This window comes from Dactylosporangium sp. CA-152071 (assembly GCF_050936335.1).
In the GTDB taxonomy this organism is placed as follows: Bacteria; Actinomycetota; Actinomycetes; order Mycobacteriales; family Micromonosporaceae; genus Dactylosporangium; species Dactylosporangium maewongense.
Genome location: NZ_JBNJMZ010000001.1, coordinates 7588846 through 7608468, shown reverse-complemented (window position 1 = coordinate 7608468; position 19623 = coordinate 7588846). Strand labels below are relative to the sequence as shown.

Here is a 19623-nt window from a genome sequence, read left to right as displayed (position 1 = left end):
CCGCTCGTCAGCCATACGTCCCAGCCTTCCCTACCGGTCCGCGATCCGCCATGGGTTCACACGCCCACGGAACCCGCCGGATCCAGCAGCCGCTGGTGCCAGGCCGTGGCGGACAGGTCGGTGAGGCTGGCCACCTGGTCGATGACGACCCGCAGCCGGGCCGCGTCGTCGGGGGCCGCCCGCCACATCGGGGCGAAGACTGCGTCGAGGCCGTCCGGCGCACGGTCCGCCAGGGCGGCCACGAGCTCCTGGAGGACCGTGACCTCCTGCGCGTAACGCTGCTTCGAGCCCGGGCGGCGCATCACGTACCGCAGTGCCATCCCCTTCAGCAGCGCGCACTGCGCCCGCACGACGGGCGGGACGACCAGGTCGGCCCCGTAGCGGCGGACCGGCGCGTCGCCGTGCGCGGCCCGGGTGGCGGACACGGCGGCCGCGGCGAAGCGCCCGGTGAGCACGCTCGTCACCCGCTTGAGGGCGACCTGCGCGGCGTGGCTGCCGTCGTAGTGGCCCAGCGGCACGAGGACCGGGTCGGCGAGCAGGTCGAGCAGGACGGTCTCCAGGTCCGCGGCGCGTTCGGAGGAGTACGCGGCGGCGACGTCCTCGCACAGCGCGGCCCGCTCGCCGCCGTCGGCGCGCAGCGTGGCGAGGTTGACGTAGCCGCCGTGGACGCCGTCCTCGACGTCGTGCACCGAGTAGGCGACGTCGTCGGCCCAGTCCATGACCTGCGCCTCGAGGCATCGTCCGGCATCGGTGCGGCCCGCGCGCAGCCATTCGAAGACGGCCGCGTCGTCGGCGTACACGCCGAACTTGCGGTAGCCGTCGCGCCGCGGCCACGGGTACTTCGACACCGCGTCGAGCGAGGCCCGGGTGAGGTTCAGCCCGGCGGAGGCGCCGTCCGGCGCGAGGACCTTGGCCTCCAGCCGGGTGAGGACCCGCAGGGTCTGCGCGTTGCCCTCGAAGCCGCCGCACGCCTGGGCGACCTCGTCGAGGGCGTCCTCGCCGTTGTGCCCGAACGGCGGGTGGCCGAGGTCGTGGGCGAGCCCGGCGGTGTCGACCACGTCGGGGTCGCAGCCGAGCCGGGCGCCCATCTCCCGGGCGATCTGCGCGACCTCCAGGGAGTGGGTGAGCCTGGTGCGCAGGAACGCGTCGGCGCCCGCCGTGTGCACCTGGGTCTTCGCGGCGAGGCGGCGGAACCCGGCGGAGTGCAGCACGCGGGCCCGGTCCCGCTGAAACGGGCTGCGGCCGTTGTCCGCGCTGGTCGTGGTGCGGTCCTTCTGCGGCTCGTGCACGTAGCGTTCCGCGTCCGGGTTCACGTGTCGAGCTTAGAGGTCTTCCCGGGTTCTTCGTCCCGCGCCGCAGGAACCGGACCGGACGGCGACGCGGGCGCCTCGCGGCCGGCAGGCGCCTCGCCGGCGGCGGGTGGGGCACGACCGGCAGGCGCCTCGCCGGCGGCGGGTGGGGCACGACCGGCAGGCGCCTCGCCGGCGGCGGGTGGGGCACGACCGGCGGGTGGCTCGTCGAGGGCGTCGACCATCGGCGTCATCAGCACCTTGATCGCCGCGGCGACCGGGATCGCCATGAGTGCGCCGACGACGCCGAGGACCGCGCCGCCGGCGAGCGCCGCCAGCAGCACGGCGATCGGCGACAGGTCGACGGTGCCGCGCAGGACCCGCGGGGCGATCAGGTAGTTCTCCAGCTGCTGGTACAGCAGGAAGAACGCGACCACGACGACGGCGGCCGGCCAGAGCCCACGGGTCACCAGCGCGACGACCGTGCAGCCGACCGCGCCGACGGTGGCGCCGATGAGCGGGATCAGGTCGGTGACCGCGACGAAGAAGGCGAGCGGCAGCGCGAACGGCACGTCCAGCAGGAACAGGCAGGCGAACGACGACACCCCGGCGAACAGCGAGATGATCAGGTTGCCGATCATGTAGCCGCCGACCTTGTCGATCACGACGTCGATCGCCTGCGCCGCGTGGGGGCGGCCCCGCCGGGGCACGAGCCGCACGACGCCGCGCCGGATCCGGGGCAGGTCGGCCATGAAGTAGACCGTGAGCACGGTGACCAGCAGGACGTTGAGGACGGCGCTGAAGACGCTGGTGATCACGCCGAGCGCGCCGCCGCCGATCCTGCCCGGCAGGGTCCTGGCGAGCTCGGTGAGCTTCGCCGTCAGTCCGTAGCGGTCGGCCACCTCGCGATAGGCCCGCGACCGTTCGGGCAGCTCCCGCAGGTACTGCGGGACGTTGCGCAACAGGTCGCCGGCCTGCCCGACCAGCGGCGGGGCCAGCGACCAGACGAACCCGGCCAGCAGCGCCACGGCGAGCACCATGATCACGGCGACCGCGACCGGGCGGCGCACCCCGCGGCGGACCAGCAGCCGCACCGCCGGGTCGAGGCTGACGGCGACGAAGACGGCGACCGCGACCTGCACGAGGATCTGCCGGACGTTGTACAGCGCGAACGCGCCGGCCGCGACGGTCAGCAGGCCGAGCCCGGTGGCGACGGCCCGGCGGTACGCCCGGCCGAAGTCCGTTACCGGGGGTGGCGCAGGATGCAGAACTCGTTGCCTTCCGGGTCGGCGAGGACGAGCCATTCGGTGTCCTCGTGCTGACCGACGTCCACGTGGCGGGCGCCCATGTTGACCAGGCGCTCGATCTCGGCGTCGAGGTCGTCGGGGCGCAGGTCGAGGTGGAGCCGGTTCTTGGCGTGCTTGGGGTCCTGGTGGCGCAGGAAGATCAGCCGTGGGTGGCCGTCGGCGCCGGGGCCGACCACGACCTCCCGCGCGGACACGCTCTCGACCCGCTGGTCGAGGACCTCGGCCCACCATCGGCCGAGCCGCTCGGGGTCGAGCGCATCGACGATCAAGGCATCCCACCGGCTCCCCATGCGCACCTCCGTGGACGGCGTGGGGACCCACCATACGCCGCGCCGTCGGGCGTCGCAGCCATGCCGGAACGCGTGGGGGGACGGCACTTTAGTCGCTTCCCGACCCCCATGTCCCGTAAACGTGCAAATTGCAAAAAGCAGTAACCGATCGGATCAGCGTTATCGCCCGAACGCACGGAGTAGATGATCAAGTGGCTTGGGGTAATTTGCCGGAAGCGCATCGTTACGGCCCCTCCCTCACTTCTGCCGCTGTGCGCCACTTCCTCCTGCCCGCCGGCCTTGTACCGGCCCCCCGCCCGCGAACGGGAGACTCCGTGCCTGCAATCGATGACTGCCTGCGACGCGCAATGACGATCCGGGGGGCCATCGGGGCCAGCCTCATCGACTACACGACCGGACAGTCGCTGGGCATGCAGGGCGGACAGGAGCAGGTCGCGCCGCACGCCGACCCGGCCGCGGCAGCGCTGGGCACCGCGAGCGTCATCCACGCCGCGATGCAGACCGCCGCGTACGCCCCGGCGGTGCCCGGCGACACGGTCGAGGACGTCATCATCAGCACCTCGGCGGCATATCACCTGATCAGGCCCGTCCGGACCGGCTTCGACTCGCGGCTGGTGCTCTACGTGTGGCTCGATCGGGCAGAAGGCAACCTGGCCATCGCAAGGCGCCGGATCCGCGCCCTCGCCGAGGAACTTGCATGATGACAAGTATGTCGGAGGTGGCGGCGTGACCAGTCGGGGCAGGGCGACCGTGAAGGACGGGCGGCAGCAGCCCAAGCTCGGCCGTGGCGTCACCCCGGTGAAGGCGCTCCAGCAGCTCGCCGGCCTCGGCGTGACCGGCGCGCTGACCGTCGTCGGCCAGCCCGGCGGCGTGATCTTCCTCCGCGACGGCCTGGTCAACGGCGTCGAGTCGCCAGCCGCGCCGAGCGTCGACCGGCTGCTCACCGCCGCCGGGGTGGTCGACGAGCGGGTGTGGGAGACGATCCCGTCCCGGCCGGCCAGAGCCCTCGTGGAGGGCGGGCACCTCAGCGCGGCCGAGGTCGAGCTGTGCGCGATCAACGCGTTGTACGACGCGGCCTGGTTCGTGCTGTCCACCGAGCGGGCCGAGCTGCGCTTCGCCCCGGACATCGAGCACTGGCTCGGCGCCGAGAGCACCGTGACGGCGGACCAGTTGTGCGACCATGTCGCCCGGCAACGGCGCATCCTCGACGAGGTGCACCCCTCTGACGTCACTGACACAGCCGCGGTCAGGCCGGTCCTGCGACCGGGCCTGGACCGTGTGCTGCTGTCCGGGCTGCAGTGGGAGATCGTGCTGCACGCCGATGGGCAGCGTACCCCGCAGGACCTGGCCGGCCTGCTGGGGCGCTCCGCGTACGCGGTGACCCTCGACGTGCGGCGGCTCGCGGCGGCGGGCCTGATCGAGTCGCCGCCGCCCATCGGGGACGAGCTCCCGTCGTCGTCAGCGCCGTCGTCGACGCCGTCCTCGTCGGTGGTTGCGGCGTCGGTACCGGCGGCGCCGGCGTCTTCCCCGTCGGCGGATCCGGCGTCGGTACCGGCGGCGCGGGCGGCAACGGCGTCGCCTCCGGCCTCGTCGTCATCGGCTCCATCGCCATCGGCCGCGACGGGACCGGCCGCGGCGGGGCAGCCGGCCGGCTCGGCACCGGTCAGCGGCGGCGGCGAGGAGTTCCTGCCGCAGCGGGTGCCGGGGACGTTCACGTTCGAGGATCCGGCGACCGACACCCGCAGGCACCTGCCGGCGGGGGTCACCGCCCTGGCGGTGCTGCCGGGCGCGATCGACAAGGCACCCGACGACACGCTGCTCAAACGCATCCGCTCGGCGCTGCAGTCCCTGCGATGAGCCGACCGGGAGATGGAGGTAACGCGACGATGACCACCGATGCGGAACTGCGCGGCGCGCTCCTGCTGGAGCTCGGTCGCCTGCGCCGGGCCGTGCCGGAGCTCACCGGGTGCCTGGTCGCCAGCACCGACGGCCTGCTGATCGTCGACGAGGCCGAGACGGTCGTCGCCGAGGGGATCGCCGCGCTCGCGGCGGCGTGCCTCGGCGTCAGCCAGCGGATCGCCGACAGCGCCGGCCAGGACGACTTCCAGGAGGTGTTGATCAGCAGCATGGGCGGGCACGTCGCCATGTACATGGCCGGCCACGGTGCCGTGCTGGTGCTGCTGGCCGCCGCCGACGCGAACGTCGGGCGGCTGCACCACGAGGCGCGACGGTCGATCAGCGTGGTGTCCCACGTGGTGGCCACCGCCGCGCTCACCTTCGCGCAGGCGATCCCGGAGCCGGCCCGGTGGTAGGCCGCAACGGCGGGGCGCACCGGCGACCCAGGCGAACGAACGAACCAACCCCCAAGACCATCGACAGTTCCCCCACGAACAAGCTCACGGAGGTAGCCATGGCGGACATGGAAACGGCGCTCAAGGAACTCATGACCATCGACGGCGCGATCGGCGTCGCGCTGGTGGACTACAACAGCGGCATGGCGCTCGGCGTGCTCGGCGGTTCGAAGGACCTGGACCTGACCGTGGCGGCGGCCGGCAACACCGACGTGGTCCGCGCCAAGATGCGCACCATCGAGATGCTGAACCTCAAGGACGGCATCGAGGACATCCTCATCACGCTGAACAACCAGTACCACCTGATCAGGCCCCTCACCGGGCGCTCCGGCAAGGGGCTGTTCCTGTACCTGGCGGTGCTGCGGTCCCGGGCCAACCTCGCGCTGGCCCGGCACCAGCTGACCCGCGTCGAGGAGGACCTCGACGTCTGACCTCAGCGCAGCGGTTCCGCCCTAACGGGTGTCGGAGGTCGGCTGCTCGGCGACGGCCGCGCGGCCGGCCTCCAACCGCGCCACGGGCACGCGGAACGGTGAACACGACACGTAGTCCAGGCCCACCTCGTGGAAGAAGTGCACCGACTCCGGGTCGCCGCCGTGCTCGCCGCAGACCCCGAAGTGCAGCTCCGGCCGGGCCGCCCGGCCCTCGTCGACCGCGATCCGCACGAGCCGGCCGACGCCGTCACGGTCGATGGACTCGAACGGTGACACACCGAAGATGCCGAGCTCCAGGTAGCGCCAGAAGAACGCCCCCTCGACGTCGTCGCGGGAGAAGCCCCACCCCATCTGGGTGAGGTCGTTGGTCCCGAACGAGAAGAAGTCGGCGGCCTGGGCGATGTCCCCCGCGGTCAGCGCGGCCCTCGGCACCTCGATCATCGTGCCGATCTTCACGTCGACGTCGTGCTCGCCGATGATCTTCTCGGCCTCGGCGCGGATCGTCTCCAGCTCCTGCACCGCACCGACCAGCGGCACCATGATCTCCGGGTGCGCGCCGTCGACCTGCGCGGCGGCCTCGACGATCGCCCGCACCTGCATCGCGAACAGGCCGGGGATGACCAGCCCGAGCCGCACGCCGCGCAGCCCCAGCATCGGGTTCTCCTCGTGCATGCGGCGCACCGCGTCCAGCAGGTCCTTGTCGTGCCCCGGGTCCTGGCCGCGCTCCTCCGCGACGGCGACCTTCACCGCGAGGTCCTCCAGCGGCGGCAGGAACTCGTGCAGCGGCGGGTCGATGAGCCGCACCGTCACCGGCAGGTCCCGCATCTCGCGGAAGAGCTCGACGAAGTCGGCCCGCTGCAGCGGCAGCAGCTCCTCCAGCGCCGCGTCGCGGTCCTCCGCGGTGCGGGCCAGGATGAGCCGCTCGACGAGGGACCGGCGCTCGCCGAGGAACATGTGCTCGGTGCGGCACAGCCCGATGCCCTGCGCCCCGAACCGGCGGGCCCGCGCCGCGTCCTCGCCCGTGTCGGCGTTGGTGCGCACCCTCAGCCTTCTGCTGCCGTCCGCGTGGGTGAGGACCCGGTGCACCGCGCTGACGAGCGGGTCCGCCTCGGCGTCGAGGGTGCCTTCGAAGTACTGCACGACCGGCGACGGCTGGACGGGCACCTCGCCGAGGTAGACGCGGCCGGTGGTGCCGTCGACGGAGATGACGTCCCCCTCGGACACCACGTGACCGTCCACCGTGAACTGTCCCTTGTGGAGGTTCACGTCGAGGTCGTCGGCGCCGCACACGCACGTCTTGCCCATGCCGCGGGCGACCACCGCCGCGTGCGACGTCTTGCCGCCGCGGCTGGTCAGGATCCCCTGCGCGGCGATCATGCCGGGCAGGTCGTCGGGGTTGGTCTCCCGGCGCACCAGGATGACCTGCTCCCCCTCCTTCGCCATGGCCACCGCGTGCTTGGCGTCGAACACGGCCTTGCCGACCGCCGCGCCCGGCGACGCGCCGACCCCGCGGGTGAGCTGCTCGGGCTCCCCGTTCGGACCTCCTGAGAGGTCGAACGTCGGGAACATCAGCTGCGCCAGCTGGGCGCCGTTGACCCGGCGCAGCGCCTCGTCGAGGTCGATGACGCCCTCGTCGACGAGCTGCGTGGCGATGACGAACGCGGCCGCCGCGGTCCGCTTGCCGACGCGCGTCTGCAGCATCCACAGCTTGCCGCGCTCGATGGTGAACTCGATGTCGCACAGGTCGCGGTAGTGCTCCTCGAGCTTCGCCATGATCTTCAGGAGTTCGTCGTACGACTTCTGGTCCTTGTCGGCCAGCTCCTGCAGCGGGATCGTGTTGCGGATGCCGGCGACGACGTCCTCACCCTGGGCGTTGGCGAGGTAGTCGCCGTAGACGCCCGGCTCACCCGTCGCGGGGTCCCGGGTGAAGGCCACGCCCGTGCCGGAGTCGGCGCCCAGGTTGCCGAAGACCATCGCGACCACGTTGACGGCGGTGCCGAGGTCGGTCGGGATCCGCTCCTGTCGCCGGTACAGCACGGCGCGGTCGGCGTTCCAGGACCGGAAGACGGCGCTGACGGCGAGGTCGAGCTGCTCCCGCGGGTCCTGCGGGAAGTCGCGGCCGGTGTGCTCGTGGAAGATCTCCTTGTACGTCCGCACCAGCGCCTTCAGCGCGGCGGCGTCGAGGCCCAGGTCGTCCTTCGTCTTCGCGGCGTGCTTCGCGTCGTCGAGCGCGTGCTCGAACTCCTCGCCGGGCACGTCGCACACGGTCTTGCCGAACATCTGGATCAGCCGCCGGTAGGAGTCCCAGGCGAACCGCTCGTCGCCGCCGGCCTGCGCGGCGAGCCCGTCGACGCTGCGGTCGGTGAGCCCGACGTTCAGCACCGTCTCCATCATGCCGGGCATGGAGAACTTCGCCCCCGACCGCACACTCACCAGCAGCGGGTCGTGCTGGTCGCCGAGCCGGCGGCCCATCTTCGCCTCGAGGCCGGCGAGGTGCTCGCCCACCTGCGGGTCCATGCCCTCCGGCGGGCGGCCGGTCTTCAGGAACTCCCGGCACGCGTCGGTGGTGATCGTGAACCCCGGCGGCACCGGCAGGCCGAGGTTGGTCATCTCGGCGAGGTTGGCTCCCTTGCCGCCGAGAAGGTCCTTGAGATCCCGGTTACCCTCTTCGAAGTCATAGACGAACTTCTCCACTGAAGCCTCCATGGTTGACTGAGCCATCGTTAGGGTTCCCGTGTGCGGGACACCGTAAAGCGGCGTTCCGAGCTTTGGCATGGCCTTGAGACAAGTCGCACAAGGAACGGCACATTCGCCTCTTACGGGTGCAGTTGGGAGCGCTCCACCAAGCACCTTCGCGCATCGTTGCGTTTCGTGTCCGTTTTACGGCTTCCGCATTCCCGCACGTCGTGACGCTTGGACCTGCTCCGTCTCCCCGCTTTTCGATCACGTCCGAGCATCGTTTGTGCGCGCTGCCACCGGCTATCCGAGTAGCCCGGCATGGCATGCTCGAAGGCGTGACGTTGAAGCTCGGTCCCTATGTCGTCGACCCGCCCGTGGTGCTCGCCCCCATGGCAGGCATCACCAACGTCGCCTTCCGGCAACTCTGCCGCGAGCAGGGCGCCGGCCTCTACGTCTGCGAGATGATCACCACCCGCGCCCTGGTCGAGCGCAACCCCAAGACCATGAGCATGATCCAGTTCGGCGCCCTGGAGAAGCCGCGGAGCCTGCAGCTGTACGGCGTGGACCCCGCCACCATCCGCAAGGCCGTCGAGATGGTCGTCGAGCAGGACCTCGCCGACCACATCGACATGAACTTCGGCTGCTCCGTCCCGAAGGTGACCCGCCGCGGCGGCGGCTCGGCGCTCCCTTGGAAGCGCAAGCTGTTCGGGGACATCGTCCGCTCCGCCGTCGAGGGCGCTTCCGGTCTCCCGGTGACGATCAAGATGCGCATCGGCATCGACGACGACCACAAGACGATGCTCGACGCCGGCCGTATCGCCCAGGACGCCGGCGTCGCGTGGGTCGCCCTGCACGCCCGCACCGCCGCCCAGCGTTACTCAGGCACGGCTTCGTGGGAGGCGATCGCCGAGCTGAAGCAGGCCCTCGACATCCCGGTCCTCGGCAACGGCGACATCTGGGAAGCGTCGGACGCTCTGGACATGATGGCGCAGACGGGCTGCGACGGCGTGGTGATCGGCCGCGGCTGCCTGGGCCGCCCCTGGCTCTTCGCCGATCTCGCCGCCGCCTTCGCCGGACGCACCGACCGGGTTCTGCCCACCCAGGGCGAAGTCGCGGCCCTGATGCTGCGCCACGCGACGCTGCTCGTGGAATGGTGGGGCCGCGAAAAGGAAGGCGTCACCGACTTCCGCAAGCACGTCGCCTGGTACCTGAAGGGCTTCCCCGCCGGCGGCGAACTCCGCGCCGCCATGGCCACCAGCTCATCCCTCGCCGATCTCGGCGCCCTACTGTCGCAGCTCGACCCCGACGTGCCCTTCCCCCGCGAAATCCTCGGCCAGCCGCGCGGTCGCACCGGCACCCCCGCGAAGGTGGTCCTCCCCCAGGACTGGCTCGCAGACCGCGACGACGACACCATCCCCGAAGGCGCCGAACTCGACGACAGCGGCGGCTGACCGCGCTGGTATGAGGTGGCAATTCCGCTCACCGAAGCGCGGCTTTGCCGAGCATCTGGCCGCGGTGCACGAGCTCATCCAATGTCGCCGTCGTGGGACGAGGTTCCGGGAGCGTTCCGCAATCGCGTAATCTGCGGTCAGGTGTGCCGGGAAGTCTGGTCGGCGATGTCTTTGTCGACCCCTCCCATAGGAGCTGTATGCGACCCGCACCCGACCAGCCCAGGGGGTCTCGTCAGCGTTCGTTGCTGCTGGGGCGGGGGACGTGGGGTGAGGTCAGCCGGATCGGTGACATCCTGCGCACCGAGACGGTCGGTGGGGCGTTGTTGCTGGTCGCGGCCGTGGTCGCGCTGGTGTGGGCCAACACCCCGTGGCGGGATGCCTATCACGGTCTGAGCGCGGTCCGGGTCGGGCCGCATGGGCTGCACCTGGATTTGTCCCTGGCCCAGTGGGCGGCCGACGGACTTCTGGCCGTGTTCTTCTTCGTCGCGGGTCTTGAGCTCAAGCGGGAGTTCGTCGCCGGGGATCTACGGGATCCGCGGCGGGCGGTGCTGCCGGTCCTTGCCGCCGTCGGAGGCATGATCGGCCCGGCGGTGATCTACGTGGCTGTCAACTCCGGCGCTGGTGGTGCGCTTGCCGGGTGGGCGGTGCCGACCGCGACCGACATCGCCTTCGCGGTCGCTGTCCTCGGCGTGATCAGCACCCACCTGCCTGCGGCGTTGCGGACCTTTCTCCTGACCTTGGCAGTCGTCGATGACCTGCTCGGGATAACGATCATCGGGTTGTTCTATACCGACGACGTGCACCTGGCGCCCCTTGCGCTGATGCTGGTGCCACTCACGCTGTTCGGCGTGCTCACCCACCGGCAGGTGCGGGCGTGGTGGGCGCTGCTGCCCCTCGCCGTGGCGACCTGGGCGCTGATGCACGAGTCGGGGGTGCACGCGACGATCGCCGGGGTGCTGCTCGGGTTCGCGGTGCCAGTACGGCGCCGGCAGGACGGCTCCGGTTGTGAGCTGGCGCAGCGGTTCGAGCGGCGGTGGCGGCCGATCTCCGCGGGGGTGGCGGTACCCGTGTTCGCGTTCTTCGCCGCCGGTGTCACCGTCATCGGCGACGGGCCGCTCAGTGCCCGCTTGACGAACTCGGTGACCCTCGGTGTGGTTGCCGCGCTGGTGGTGGGCAAGACGGTCGGCGTTCTCGGCTCGACGTGGCTGGTGCAGCGGTTCACCAGCGCCCGGCTCGCGGCGGAGCTGAGCTGGTGGGACGTGTTCGGGATATCGATCCTCGCGGGTATGGGCTTCACCGTGTCCCTGCTGATCGGTGAGCTCGCGTTCGGCGCGGGCACCGAACGCGACGCCGAGGCCAAGGCCGGCATCCTGCTCGGGTCGCTGATCAGTGCTGTGCTCGCCTCGATCGTGCTGCGGATCCGCGACGCGCACTACCGCCGCGTACAGAAGATCGAGGAGCTCGACCTCGACGAGGACGGGATCCCCGATGTGTACCAGGCCGGCGATCCGAGGCGCTGAGCCATTCACAGACGTGCGTCGCACGCGTATACCGCGCCCGACCTACCGGCCGTCGCCGGCATGCTCGGCTTCCACCGGCGTGACCTCCGGCTGTGAACCACGACCGGGTCGCCGGCCGGTGTCCGGGGTGTGCTGGTAGACGTCGGGGATGCCGTCGTTGTCGGTGTCGGCGGTTTCCTGCTCGCGCAACTGCCGGTAGTGGCGGTTGCGGAGCCGGAGCAGGACGGCGGCGAGGAGCGCGGCGCCCAGTGAGCCGGTGAGGACGCCGATCTTGGCGTGGCCGTCCAGGGTGGTGCCGGGGCCGTAGGCGAGTTCGCCGATGAGCAGGGAGACGGTGAACCCAACGCCGCTGAGGACGGCGAGGCCGGTGACGTCGAGCCAGGCGAGGCCGTCGGCAAGCCGGGCGCGGGTGAAGCGTTGCACGAGCCAGGTCGCGGCGGTGATGCCGATCGTCTTGCCGGCGATGAGCCCGGTGATGATGCCGAGCGTGACGGTGTCGGTGAGGCTGGCCCGCAGACCGCCGGTCGCGCCGAGGGAGACGCCGGCGGCGAAGAACGCGAACACGGGCACCGCGACCCCGGCGGACAGCGGCCGCCACCGGTGTTCGAAGTGCTCCGCCAGGCCGGTCTGAGCTGCGGGTCCGGTGTCCTGGGCGCCGTCGCGCCGCATGACGGGCACGGTGAAGGCGAGCAGGACCCCGGCGACGGTGGCGTGGACCCCGGATGCGTGCACGAGCGCCCAGGCGGTGCCGGCGAGCGGGAGCAGCAGCCACCAGGACCGGACCCGCCGCTGGACCAGGACGCCGAACAGGGCGAGCGGTATGAGAGCGAGGGCGAGCGCGGTGAGGTGCAGGGTGGTGGTGTAGAAGACCGCGATGATGATGATGGCGAGGAGGTCGTCGACGACGGCGAGGGTGAGCAGGAACGTGCGCAGCGAACTGGGCAGGTGGGTGCTGATCACGGCGAGGACAGCGAGGGCGAACGCGATGTCGGTCGCGGTCGGCACCGCCCAGCCGGACAGCGCCTCGCTCCCGGCCCGGGCGTTGACCGCCACGAAGAGCAGCGCTGGCACGGCCATCCCGCCGACCGCGGCGGCGACCGGGAGCGCGGCGCGGCGCGGGTCGCGGAGGTCACCGGCGACGAACTCGCGTTTGAGTTCAAGACCCGCGACGAAGAAGAAGATGGCGAGGAGCCCGTCGGCGGCCCAGCCGGCGAGAGTCAGGTCGAGGTGCAGGGCCGCGGGTCCGACCCGGACGGCGGCGAGGCCGGTGTATGCGTCGGCCCAGGGTGAGTTCGCCCAGGCCAGCGCGATGACCGCGGCGGCAAGCAGGAGCATCCCGCCGACGGTTTCGGTGCGCAGGACCTCGGCGATGCGGCTGGCCTCGGCCCAGCTGCCCGGCCCGAAGAGACGGTTGCCACGACGGCGACGCGACAGCTGAGGTGGTTGTGGCACAGGTTCCTCCGGAAGGGCTCGGCGAAGACACCGCCGACCAGACTTCCCGGCACACCAAAGTCCATTGTACGGGTTGACTCAGCTGGCGAGGAACCGGCGGACGCGGTCGGTGACTGCCGGCCAGTTGGTGCCGAACCAGACGAAGTGGCTGTCGGCGTCGCTTTCGACGAGTTCGGCGTGGGTGATCGACCTGGTGAGCGCCTCGGCGTGGGCGAAAGGGACGGCGCCGTCGTTGCGGGTGGCGATGACCAGTGCCGGCTGGCTGACGTCGCCGGTCAGGTCAAGTGAGGGGCGCAGGTCGTTGACGAAGCCGTGCCCGGATCGCATCCGGGTGAACAGGTCGATCAGTGCGGCGCGATCGGCGGGGGCGAGCCGCCGCAGCACCGCCTCAGCGGGCAGGGTGGACAGGTCGTCGAGCAGAAACTTGAGGACGGTGTCGGGTGCGCGGTGCAGGAGACGCCGGACCTGCGCCCAGGTCGCACCCTCCAGTCGAGGGGCGAACACGACGTGGGCGCCGAGCCGGGTCCGCCGGTCGGGCCAGGGCAGCGGCCCGACCGCGCTCTGCAGCACGAGCCGACGCACGAGCCCGGGGTGGCGGGCGGCCATCGCCACGGCGGTCGGGCCGCCGCCGGAGACACCGACGACGGCGGCGAGCGAGGTTATGCCGATGTGCTCGCACAGGTCGCGGGCGGCGTCGGCGAAGCCCACTGGCGTGGTGCCGGTCGACAGCGGCGTGCGGCCGTAGCCCGGTCGGGAGGGCACGAGCAGTGTGTGCCCGTCGAACACGTCCTCACCCAGCGACAGGCCGGCGCGCATGTGCCCGCCGTGCAGGAGCAGCACCACGGGGGCGGAGCGGCGCTCCAGGCGATACTCGACGGGTCCGGCGCGAAGCCGCGCGATGTCGGTCATAGGGTCGGATTCGTGGGCGCGCACCAAGGTGCTCCTTGCCGGATCTGGGCGTGGCGGCTGACTCGCCGACCAGACTTCCCGGCACACCGGCATTCACGGTACCGGAGGATCCGGCGGGATGGTCAGGTGTTGATGTCTCGGCGGTTGAACCAGACGGTTCCGGCGGCGACGAGGACGATCGATGCGATGGCCAGGACGGCGGTGTGGGTCCATTGGAAGCCGTTGCGGAGGGGTTCACCGCCGATGTAGTAGTGGAACGGCGAGAGCCGGGCGGCGCCTGGCACTCCGATGGGGCGCGCGAAGGCGTGCAGGGCGTAGGCGAGGACGCCGATGATCGCGGTGAGGGCCAGGACCAGGGCGCGGCGGCCGGTGGCGGCGCTGATGCCGATGCCGAGAGCGCCGAAGACGATGGCGAGCAGAGCGAGGTTGAGGCATTGGGCGGCGAAGCCGGCGACGGCGATGCCGGTCAGGTCGGCGGAGGTGCGGATGGCGAGCATCGCCACGAACACGGTGGCGGCGATGCCGGTCGCGCCGGCGGCGAGTGCGGCGAATCGGGACAGCACGAGGCCGGTGCGGCTGGCGGGATGGGCCAGGAGCAGGTCGAGGTAGCCGGTCTCCTCGTCGCCGGCGACGGCGCGAGAGCCCGTGAAGGCGCCGTAGAGCATGGCGGCGAGCGGCAGGATGATCCCGAACACTGTGGAGCCGAGGTAGCCGGCGGCCGAGGTGAGGTCGTCCATACGCAACGCGTCGCGCATGGCCTGCGGATAGCTGGCGACGGCTTCGGCCATCTGCCCGTCGGCGAGCTGCGGGTAGAAGCTCGCGTACATGACGGCGGCGAGGGTCGTGCCGGCGATCCAACCGGTGAGGCTGCGCCAGTTGTCGGCGAGGGCGCGGATGGTGATCTCAGGTCGCATCAGAAGCTCCCGTGCTGGGCGCGGTGTAGTAGTCGTGGAACAGGTCCTCGAGGGACGGTTCGGTCGCGGTGATGCCCTCCACGGTGAGCCGGACCGCGGTGCGGAGCAAAGCGTCGGGGCTGCCGGTGAGCCGGCACCGCAGGACGGTGCCGTCGATGCGCAGGTCGCTGACGCCGGGCAGGGCCTGGAACGGTGCCAGGTCGGCCGGTTCGGTGAAGCTGAGCTGGATCCGGCGGACCGCGGACGCGCGCAGGGCGGTCACGGTGTCGCAGGCGACGAGCCTGCCGTCGCGGATGATGGCCACGCGGTCGGCGACCGCCTCGACCTCGGCCAGGACGTGGCTGGACATGAAAATCGTGGCCCCACGGGCGGCCGCTTCACCAACCATGGACAAGAAGGTCTGCTGCACCAGGGGATCAAGGCCGGAGGTGGGCTCGTCCAGGATCAGCAGCTCCGGGTCGTGGGCGAATGCCTGCGCCAGGCCGATCTTCTGCCGGTTGCCTTTCGACAGACTCTTGATCCGAGCCTTCTGGTCGAGGTCGAGCCGCTCCGCGAGAGCGTCGATCCGGGCCTGCGGCACGCCCCCGCGGAGCGCAGTCAGAAATCTGAGGCAGGTGCCGACGGTCTGCCGGCCGTCAACGACGAGGTCACCGGGCAGGTACCCGATCCGCCGGTGCAGCGTCACCGCATCGGCGCCGGGGTCGAGGCCGAACACCCGGACGGTCCCGGCGCTCGGCCGGATCAGATCCAGTAGCAGCCGGATCGTGGTGGTCTTGCCGGCACCGTTCGGGCCGAGGAACCCGAGCACCTCCCCGCGCCGGACGGTGAGGTCGAGGCCCGCGAGGCCGCGACGGCGGCCGTAGGTCTTGGTGAGGTTCTCGGCGACGATCACGTCTACGGTCACCCGGCCAACTGTACTGAAAGTTCAGAGTTTTGTGAAGATTCAGAGATCTTCGGTTTCCGGTAGCATGATCGGGTGGACACCAACCTCGTCGACGCCGCCGAACGCTTCGCCCTGACCCTCACCGGCCACGGCCTGCAGCGAATGATGGCCCGGGTCATGGCGGCACTGCTGTTCAGCCAGCAGGAGTCGATGACCGCCGGCGAGATCGGCGCCCAGCTCGGCGTCAGCTCCGGAGCCATGTCCGGAGCCCTGAAGCAGCTCACCGCGGCGGGCCTGGTCGAACGGGTCCCGGCGCCCGGCAGCCGCCGCGAGCACTTCCGGTTCCGTGACAGCGCCTGGGCAACGCTCATGTCGAGCCAGAACGCCGTGCTGACCATGATGACCACCGCCGCCGACGAAGGCCTGACCATCGCCGGTAGCGACAGCCCAGCCGGGCAACGCCTCACCGAGATGCGCGACTTCTACCAGTACATGCTCGACCGCATGCCCGCCCTCATCGACGAATGGCGCCAAACGAGACCGACCCGATAGAGGACCCGGCCCGCCCCCGTGACGCTGGAGTTGGCGAGCGTGACACCGGACGTCAGGACGCCGGACGCGCGGGTCGGTCTCGATGGCGACGGCGTCCAACAGGTCGAACGGTATGTCGTCCTCGGCTGCCTCGCCGACGGACCGACTGGCGGCGGAAGCCTGCTCGTCCATCTCCGCCATGAGGTCGACGACCTCCCACAGCTGCGGCTCGTCGACCCCATCGCCGATCTCGAACCCGTGGGCCACGCGGGTGCAGGTGTCGCCGTTGCGCAGCCGGGTCAGGGCGAGCAGGGGTTCACGGCCGGGTTCGAGGCGATGCCGGCGGGATCGGCGCTGGTCACGTTACCGGCAGATGAGGCCGGCAAGGTGATTCAGGGTCCGGGTGGACAGCGGAATCCATCCCCCACCCATGACCTGCACCGTCACGATGAATGGCTCAACGATCAGGATTGGTCGATACGGATCATCGCAATACCCGGTCGGACCTTGGCGATCGAGTCGAAGTCGGCGTCGACGTGCAGCAGCGTCAGACGCTGCTCCTGCGCTGTCAGCGCGATGACGATGTCCATCGGCGAAGGTCCGCGGTGATGGCCGATCTTGATGAGATCACGCTGAACAGCAAGGACATGACGCCAAGGGTCGTCGAGCGTCGGGCACCAGCCGAACGTTCGGCGCAGCACGGCGAAGAACGGCTCATAGTCCCGGTCAGCACGCACCGAGACCATGAGCTCAGCCTCCACTGGCGGGCAGAGCGCGACGACACCTTGGGCCACATAACGGGGCCATGGATCTGGGATCTGTTTCCTCAGCAGGCGCCACGCAGCTGAGGTGTCTGCCAGATAGGTCATCGTCCAGCCCGCTCGCCGTCTTCCAGCACGTCGAAGTCGAGGATCAGTTCCGCGTTGTCCTGGAGCCACGCGAGCCCTCGGGCACGGTCGTCCGCACTGGTTCCGGCCGCGATCGCGAGCGCTCGGTTGATCGTCTCGCGCTTGGTCTTGGTGCCGAGCTGGCGCTGCGCGAACGCCAGCGTCGCTTCGTCGAGATCAATGACGGTACGAGCCATGACAACCTCCTGATATACATGCGTGTGTCCTGATACCAATCGCAGCATACCTGGGTCAAACATGTCCCGACCAGCGCAAAAGTGGACCCGGCCATGCGGAGCTGTCCGCCAGATCGCAAAGTTCGGCTGTTCCGTCCCCAAGGTCACCCGCCGCGGGGGCGGCTCAGCCCTGCCTGGAAGCGGCGCTTCTTCCGCGATATCGTCACGTCCGCCGTCGAGGGCGCCCAGGGCCTGCCGGTCACCATCAAAGATGCGCCTCGGCATCGACGACGACCACATCACGATGCTCGAAGCGGGCCACATCGCCCAGGACGCCTGGGTCGCCCTGCACGCCCGTACCGCAGCGCAGCGCTACTCAGGCGAGGCTTCGTGGGACGCGATCGCTTCGTTGAAGCAGGCCCTCGGCTTCCCGGTCCTCGGCAACGGCGACATCCGGGAAGCCGAAGACGCCCTGCACATGATGTCCTCCACCGGGTGCGACGGCGTGGTCATCGGCCGTGGCCGCCTCGCCCGACCCTGCCTCTTCGCCGTCTTCGCCGGCCGCTCCGACCGGCAGCTCCCCACCCAGGACGAGGTCGCCACCCTCATGCACCGCCACGCCACCCTGCTGGTCGAGTGGTGGAGCGAGGAGAAGGAGGGCGTGACGGACTTCCGCAAGCACGTCACCTGGCACCTGAGGGCTTCCCGGTAGTCGTCGAACTCGACGACTCCGGCGGCTGACGGACCATTCGCCGGGGGTGGCGGTGGGCGGGCGTGGATGGGCCGAGCATGGGGGCATGGCGCGGGACACGGTGCTGGTCACCGGGGCGGCGGGTGGGGTCGGGTCCGTCGGGCGGACGGTTGTGGAGCTGCTGCGGGAGCGTGGTGTGCCGGTCAGGGCGATGGTGCACCGGGAGGACGGGCGGGCCGAGGCGCTGCGGGCGACCGGGGCCGAGGTCGTGGCCGGGGACCTCACCGACGCGGGTGACGTCGTGCGGGCGCTCGACGGCTGTGGGCGGGTGTACTTCGGGATGGGCGTGTCGGCGGGGTACCTGCAGGCGACCGTCACCGTCGCGGCCGCGGCGCGGGAGGTGGGGCGGCTCGCGGTGCTGGTCAACATGTCGCAGATGACGGTGTCGGAGATGACGCTCACCAGTACCGCGGAATCGGCGCAACAGCGGATGCACCTGCTGGGTGAGCGGGTGCTGGACTGGTCCGGGCTGCCGGTCGTGCAGGTGCGGCCGACCGTGTTCCTCGAGAACCCGCTCTTCAGGGTCACCGGTGGGGAGTTGCGGCTGCCGTTCGGGCAGGCGCGGACCTCGCCGGTCGCGGCGCGTGACGTCGCGGGGGTCGTCGCCGCGGTCCTGGGCGAGCCCGGGCCGCACGTGGGGAAGGTGTACGAGCTGACGGGGCCGCGGTCGCAGGACATGACCGCGATGGCGGCGGAGATCGCGGCGGCGGTGGGGCGGCCGGTCACCTACGTCGACGTGCCGATGCGGCAGTGGATCGACGAGACGCTGGCGCCGCTCGGGCTGCCGGAGCACCTGCGCGACCACCTGGTCACCATGGCGAAGCTGCACCGCGAAGGCCGGTACGACCGGCTGACCCACGACGTCGAGGCGATCCTCGGCCGCCCGCCCACCGCCGTCCGCGACGCCGTCGCCGTTGCCGGCGCCGGAGTCTGACCAGGCTCAGCCGGAGAACCCCAGAGTCAGGTCGGCGGTGGTCACGGCTTGCGGCCCACCGCCGCGTACATGGCGACGTCCGCGGGGGTGGCGTCGGGGTAGGCGTCGCGCCAGTCGCTGACCGCGACGATCCCCGGCGGCACGAGGTCGAGCCCCTCGAAGAAGGCGCCGAACTCCGCCGCGGTGCGGGCGTAGCCGTCGGTGCGTCCCGCGGCGAACATCGCCCGGTAGGCGGCCGCGCCCGCCTCGTCGGCGAAGTCCACGGTCGCGTTGGTGGCGACCAGGTAGCTGCCGGAGGGCAGCGCCGACAGCAGGGTCCGCACGATCGGCAGCGCCTCGGCGTCGGTGTGGATGAAATGCAGGATCGCCACGAGGAGCAGGCCGACCGGCTGGTCCAGGTCGAGGGTGGCGCGCAGGTCCGGGTGGGCCAGGATCGCGGCGGGATCGCGCAGGTCCGCCTCCAGGTAGGCGGTCCTTCCCTCGGGTGTACCGGTGAGCAGCGCCCTCGCGTGGGTCAGCACGATCGGGTCGTTGTCGACGTAGACGACGCGGGACGCGGGGTCGGCGCGCTGCGCGAGCTCGTGCGTGTTGTCCGGGACGGGCAGGCCGGTGCCGATGTCGAGGAACTGCCGGACACCGGCCTCCTGCGCCAGGAACCGCACGGCGCCGCGCAGGAACGCCCGGTTGGCCAGGACGGCGGTGCGCACGGTCGGGAACGCGGCGGCGATCTCGTCGCCGGAGGCGCGGTCGGCGGCGAAGTGGTCCTTGCCGCCGAGCCAGTAGTTGTAGCGGCGGGCAGGGTGCGGCACCGTCGTGTCGATCCGGTCCTGTCCGGTCACGACCGACCCCTCACCGTGAGCGACGTCGA

The 19623-nt window shown here is 71.0% G+C and carries 20 protein-coding genes and 1 pseudogene; 9 read left to right on the top strand and 12 right to left on the bottom strand.

Going from position 1 to position 19623, the window contains the following annotated elements; genetic code table 11:
* Positions 1–56 precede the first annotated feature (56 nt).
* The 3 genes from ACQEVZ_RS34295 to ACQEVZ_RS34285 are packed head-to-tail and all read right to left on the bottom strand — an operon-like array spanning position 57 to position 2886.
* Entirely contained in the window at positions 57–1313 is a 1257-nt protein-coding gene (locus ACQEVZ_RS34295; RefSeq protein ID WP_433374202.1) for a deoxyguanosinetriphosphate triphosphohydrolase, read from the bottom strand.
* On the bottom strand, positions 1310–2593 hold the full coding sequence (locus tag ACQEVZ_RS34290; protein ID WP_433374199.1) for an AI-2E family transporter: 1284 nt from the start codon (positions 2591–2593) through the stop codon (positions 1310–1312). The genes ACQEVZ_RS34295 and ACQEVZ_RS34290 overlap by 4 nt, the downstream gene beginning before the upstream one ends.
* Positions 2533–2886, bottom strand: coding sequence for a VOC family protein (locus tag ACQEVZ_RS34285; protein ID WP_433374196.1), 354 nt, complete (start codon positions 2884–2886; stop codon positions 2533–2535). The genes ACQEVZ_RS34290 and ACQEVZ_RS34285 overlap by 61 nt, the downstream gene beginning before the upstream one ends.
* A gap of 347 nt (positions 2887–3233) precedes the next feature.
* Between ACQEVZ_RS34285 and ACQEVZ_RS34280 the strand changes: the two genes are divergently transcribed.
* From ACQEVZ_RS34280 to ACQEVZ_RS34265, 4 genes are all read left to right on the top strand, one after another.
* A complete protein-coding gene (locus ACQEVZ_RS34280; protein WP_344511886.1) occupies positions 3234–3587 on the top strand; it encodes a hypothetical protein in 354 nt (117 codons plus the stop codon).
* A 25-nt stretch (positions 3588–3612) separates the two neighbouring features.
* Positions 3613–4743 carry a hypothetical protein gene (locus ACQEVZ_RS34275; protein WP_433374192.1) on the top strand — a complete coding sequence of 377 codons (1131 nt, stop codon included), beginning with the start codon at positions 3613–3615 and terminating at the stop codon, positions 4741–4743.
* 29 nt (positions 4744–4772) lie between these two features.
* Entirely contained in the window at positions 4773–5198 is a 426-nt protein-coding gene (locus tag ACQEVZ_RS34270; protein ID WP_344511888.1) for a roadblock/LC7 domain-containing protein, read from the top strand.
* A 98-nt stretch (positions 5199–5296) separates the two neighbouring features.
* On the top strand, positions 5297–5668 hold the full coding sequence (locus tag ACQEVZ_RS34265; protein ID WP_433374189.1) for a hypothetical protein: 372 nt from the start codon (positions 5297–5299) through the stop codon (positions 5666–5668).
* 21 nt (positions 5669–5689) lie between these two features.
* On the opposite strand, the gene ppdK is transcribed toward ACQEVZ_RS34265, so the two are convergent.
* Positions 5690–8374, bottom strand: a complete 2685-nt coding sequence (gene ppdK / locus ACQEVZ_RS34260; protein ID WP_433374186.1) for a pyruvate, phosphate dikinase — start codon at positions 8372–8374, stop codon at positions 5690–5692.
* 296 nt (positions 8375–8670) lie between these two features.
* On the opposite strand from ppdK, the gene dusB reads away from it, so the two are divergent.
* A complete protein-coding gene (gene dusB / locus ACQEVZ_RS34255; RefSeq protein ID WP_433377139.1) occupies positions 8671–9798 on the top strand; it encodes a tRNA dihydrouridine synthase DusB in 1128 nt (375 codons plus the stop codon).
* Positions 9799–9995: 197 nt separating this feature from the next.
* On the top strand, positions 9996–11318 hold the full coding sequence (nhaA, locus tag ACQEVZ_RS34250; RefSeq protein WP_433374183.1) for a Na+/H+ antiporter NhaA: 1323 nt from the start codon (positions 9996–9998) through the stop codon (positions 11316–11318).
* A 42-nt stretch (positions 11319–11360) separates the two neighbouring features.
* Here the strand turns inward: nhaA (ACQEVZ_RS34250) and nhaA (ACQEVZ_RS34245) are convergent, their stop codons facing one another.
* The 4 genes from nhaA (ACQEVZ_RS34245) to ACQEVZ_RS34230 form a co-directional block, all read right to left on the bottom strand.
* Positions 11361–12770 carry a Na+/H+ antiporter NhaA gene (nhaA, locus tag ACQEVZ_RS34245; RefSeq protein WP_433374180.1) on the bottom strand — a complete coding sequence of 470 codons (1410 nt, stop codon included), beginning with the start codon at positions 12768–12770 and terminating at the stop codon, positions 11361–11363.
* A gap of 78 nt (positions 12771–12848) precedes the next feature.
* Positions 12849–13679, bottom strand: coding sequence for an alpha/beta fold hydrolase (locus tag ACQEVZ_RS34240; RefSeq protein WP_433374177.1), 831 nt, complete (start codon positions 13677–13679; stop codon positions 12849–12851).
* Positions 13680–13801: 122 nt separating this feature from the next.
* Positions 13802–14593: an ABC transporter permease subunit gene (locus ACQEVZ_RS34235; RefSeq protein WP_433374174.1), complete on the bottom strand. Its 792-nt coding sequence runs from the start codon at positions 14591–14593 to the stop codon at positions 13802–13804.
* Positions 14583–15497 carry an ATP-binding cassette domain-containing protein gene (locus ACQEVZ_RS34230; RefSeq protein ID WP_433374171.1) on the bottom strand — a complete coding sequence of 305 codons (915 nt, stop codon included), beginning with the start codon at positions 15495–15497 and terminating at the stop codon, positions 14583–14585. Before ACQEVZ_RS34230 ends, ACQEVZ_RS34235 begins: the two co-directional genes overlap by 11 nt.
* Positions 15498–15569: 72 nt before the next feature.
* On the opposite strand from ACQEVZ_RS34230, the gene ACQEVZ_RS34225 reads away from it, so the two are divergent.
* Entirely contained in the window at positions 15570–16028 is a 459-nt protein-coding gene (locus ACQEVZ_RS34225; RefSeq protein WP_433374168.1) for a GbsR/MarR family transcriptional regulator, read from the top strand.
* A 218-nt stretch (positions 16029–16246) separates the two neighbouring features.
* Here the strand turns inward: ACQEVZ_RS34225 and ACQEVZ_RS34220 are convergent.
* The 3 genes and pseudogenes from ACQEVZ_RS34220 to ACQEVZ_RS34210 all read right to left on the bottom strand — a co-directional run.
* Positions 16247–16439: pseudogene (locus tag ACQEVZ_RS34220) on the bottom strand (IS5/IS1182 family transposase); the annotation flags it as partial.
* A gap of 32 nt (positions 16440–16471) precedes the next feature.
* Positions 16472–16876 (bottom strand): PIN domain nuclease, encoded by a 405-nt coding sequence (locus tag ACQEVZ_RS34215; RefSeq protein ID WP_433374165.1) that lies wholly within the window; start codon positions 16874–16876, stop codon positions 16472–16474.
* Positions 16873–17091: a type II toxin-antitoxin system VapB family antitoxin gene (locus tag ACQEVZ_RS34210; RefSeq protein ID WP_360087581.1), complete on the bottom strand. Its 219-nt coding sequence runs from the start codon at positions 17089–17091 to the stop codon at positions 16873–16875. The genes ACQEVZ_RS34215 and ACQEVZ_RS34210 overlap by 4 nt, the downstream gene beginning before the upstream one ends.
* Positions 17092–17152: 61 nt before the next feature.
* Between ACQEVZ_RS34210 and ACQEVZ_RS34205 the strand changes: the two genes are divergently transcribed.
* Together ACQEVZ_RS34205 and ACQEVZ_RS34200 are read left to right on the top strand one after the other, a co-directional pair.
* Positions 17153–17782, top strand: a complete 630-nt coding sequence (locus ACQEVZ_RS34205) for a tRNA dihydrouridine synthase (RefSeq protein ID WP_433374161.1) — start codon at positions 17153–17155, stop codon at positions 17780–17782.
* Between the two features lie 85 nt (positions 17783–17867).
* The gene (locus ACQEVZ_RS34200) at positions 17868–18755 is read left to right on the top strand and encodes an NAD(P)H-binding protein (RefSeq protein ID WP_433374159.1); all 888 of its coding nucleotides are present in this window, start codon (positions 17868–17870) and stop codon (positions 18753–18755) included.
* 41 nt (positions 18756–18796) lie between these two features.
* On the opposite strand, the gene ACQEVZ_RS34195 is transcribed toward ACQEVZ_RS34200, so the two are convergent.
* Positions 18797–19594, bottom strand: a complete 798-nt coding sequence (locus tag ACQEVZ_RS34195; protein WP_433374157.1) for an SAM-dependent methyltransferase — start codon at positions 19592–19594, stop codon at positions 18797–18799.
* Positions 19595–19623: the final 29 nt, after the last annotated feature.

Excerpts from the sequence above, each read along its gene's own strand:
- ACQEVZ_RS34290 (WP_433374199.1), bottom strand. The coding sequence starts at position 2,593 with ATGGCTCGTCCTCGCCGACCCGGAAGGCAACGAGTTCTGCATCCTGCG.
- ACQEVZ_RS34285 (WP_433374196.1), bottom strand. The coding sequence starts at position 2,886 with ATGGGGAGCCGGTGGGATGCCTTGATCGTCGATGCGCTCGACCCCGAG.
- ACQEVZ_RS34280 (WP_344511886.1), top strand. The coding sequence starts at position 3,234 with ATGACGATCCGGGGGGCCATCGGGGCCAGCCTCATCGACTACACGACC.
- ACQEVZ_RS34270 (WP_344511888.1), top strand. The coding sequence starts at position 4,773 with ATGACCACCGATGCGGAACTGCGCGGCGCGCTCCTGCTGGAGCTCGGT.
- ACQEVZ_RS34265 (WP_433374189.1), top strand. The coding sequence starts at position 5,297 with ATGGCGGACATGGAAACGGCGCTCAAGGAACTCATGACCATCGACGGC.
- ppdK (WP_433374186.1), bottom strand. The coding sequence starts at position 8,374 with ATGGAGGCTTCAGTGGAGAAGTTCGTCTATGACTTCGAAGAGGGTAAC.
- dusB (WP_433377139.1), top strand. The coding sequence starts at position 8,671 with ATGCTCGAAGGCGTGACGTTGAAGCTCGGTCCCTATGTCGTCGACCCG.
- nhaA (WP_433374183.1), top strand. The coding sequence starts at position 9,996 with ATGCGACCCGCACCCGACCAGCCCAGGGGGTCTCGTCAGCGTTCGTTG.
- ACQEVZ_RS34240 (WP_433374177.1), bottom strand. The coding sequence starts at position 13,679 with ATGACCGACATCGCGCGGCTTCGCGCCGGACCCGTCGAGTATCGCCTG.
- ACQEVZ_RS34235 (WP_433374174.1), bottom strand. The coding sequence starts at position 14,593 with ATGCGACCTGAGATCACCATCCGCGCCCTCGCCGACAACTGGCGCAGC.
- ACQEVZ_RS34215 (WP_433374165.1), bottom strand. The coding sequence starts at position 16,876 with ATGACCTATCTGGCAGACACCTCAGCTGCGTGGCGCCTGCTGAGGAAA.
- ACQEVZ_RS34210 (WP_360087581.1), bottom strand. The coding sequence starts at position 17,091 with ATGGCTCGTACCGTCATTGATCTCGACGAAGCGACGCTGGCGTTCGCG.
- ACQEVZ_RS34205 (WP_433374161.1), top strand. The coding sequence starts at position 17,153 with ATGTCCCGACCAGCGCAAAAGTGGACCCGGCCATGCGGAGCTGTCCGC.
- ACQEVZ_RS34200 (WP_433374159.1), top strand. The coding sequence starts at position 17,868 with ATGGCGCGGGACACGGTGCTGGTCACCGGGGCGGCGGGTGGGGTCGGG.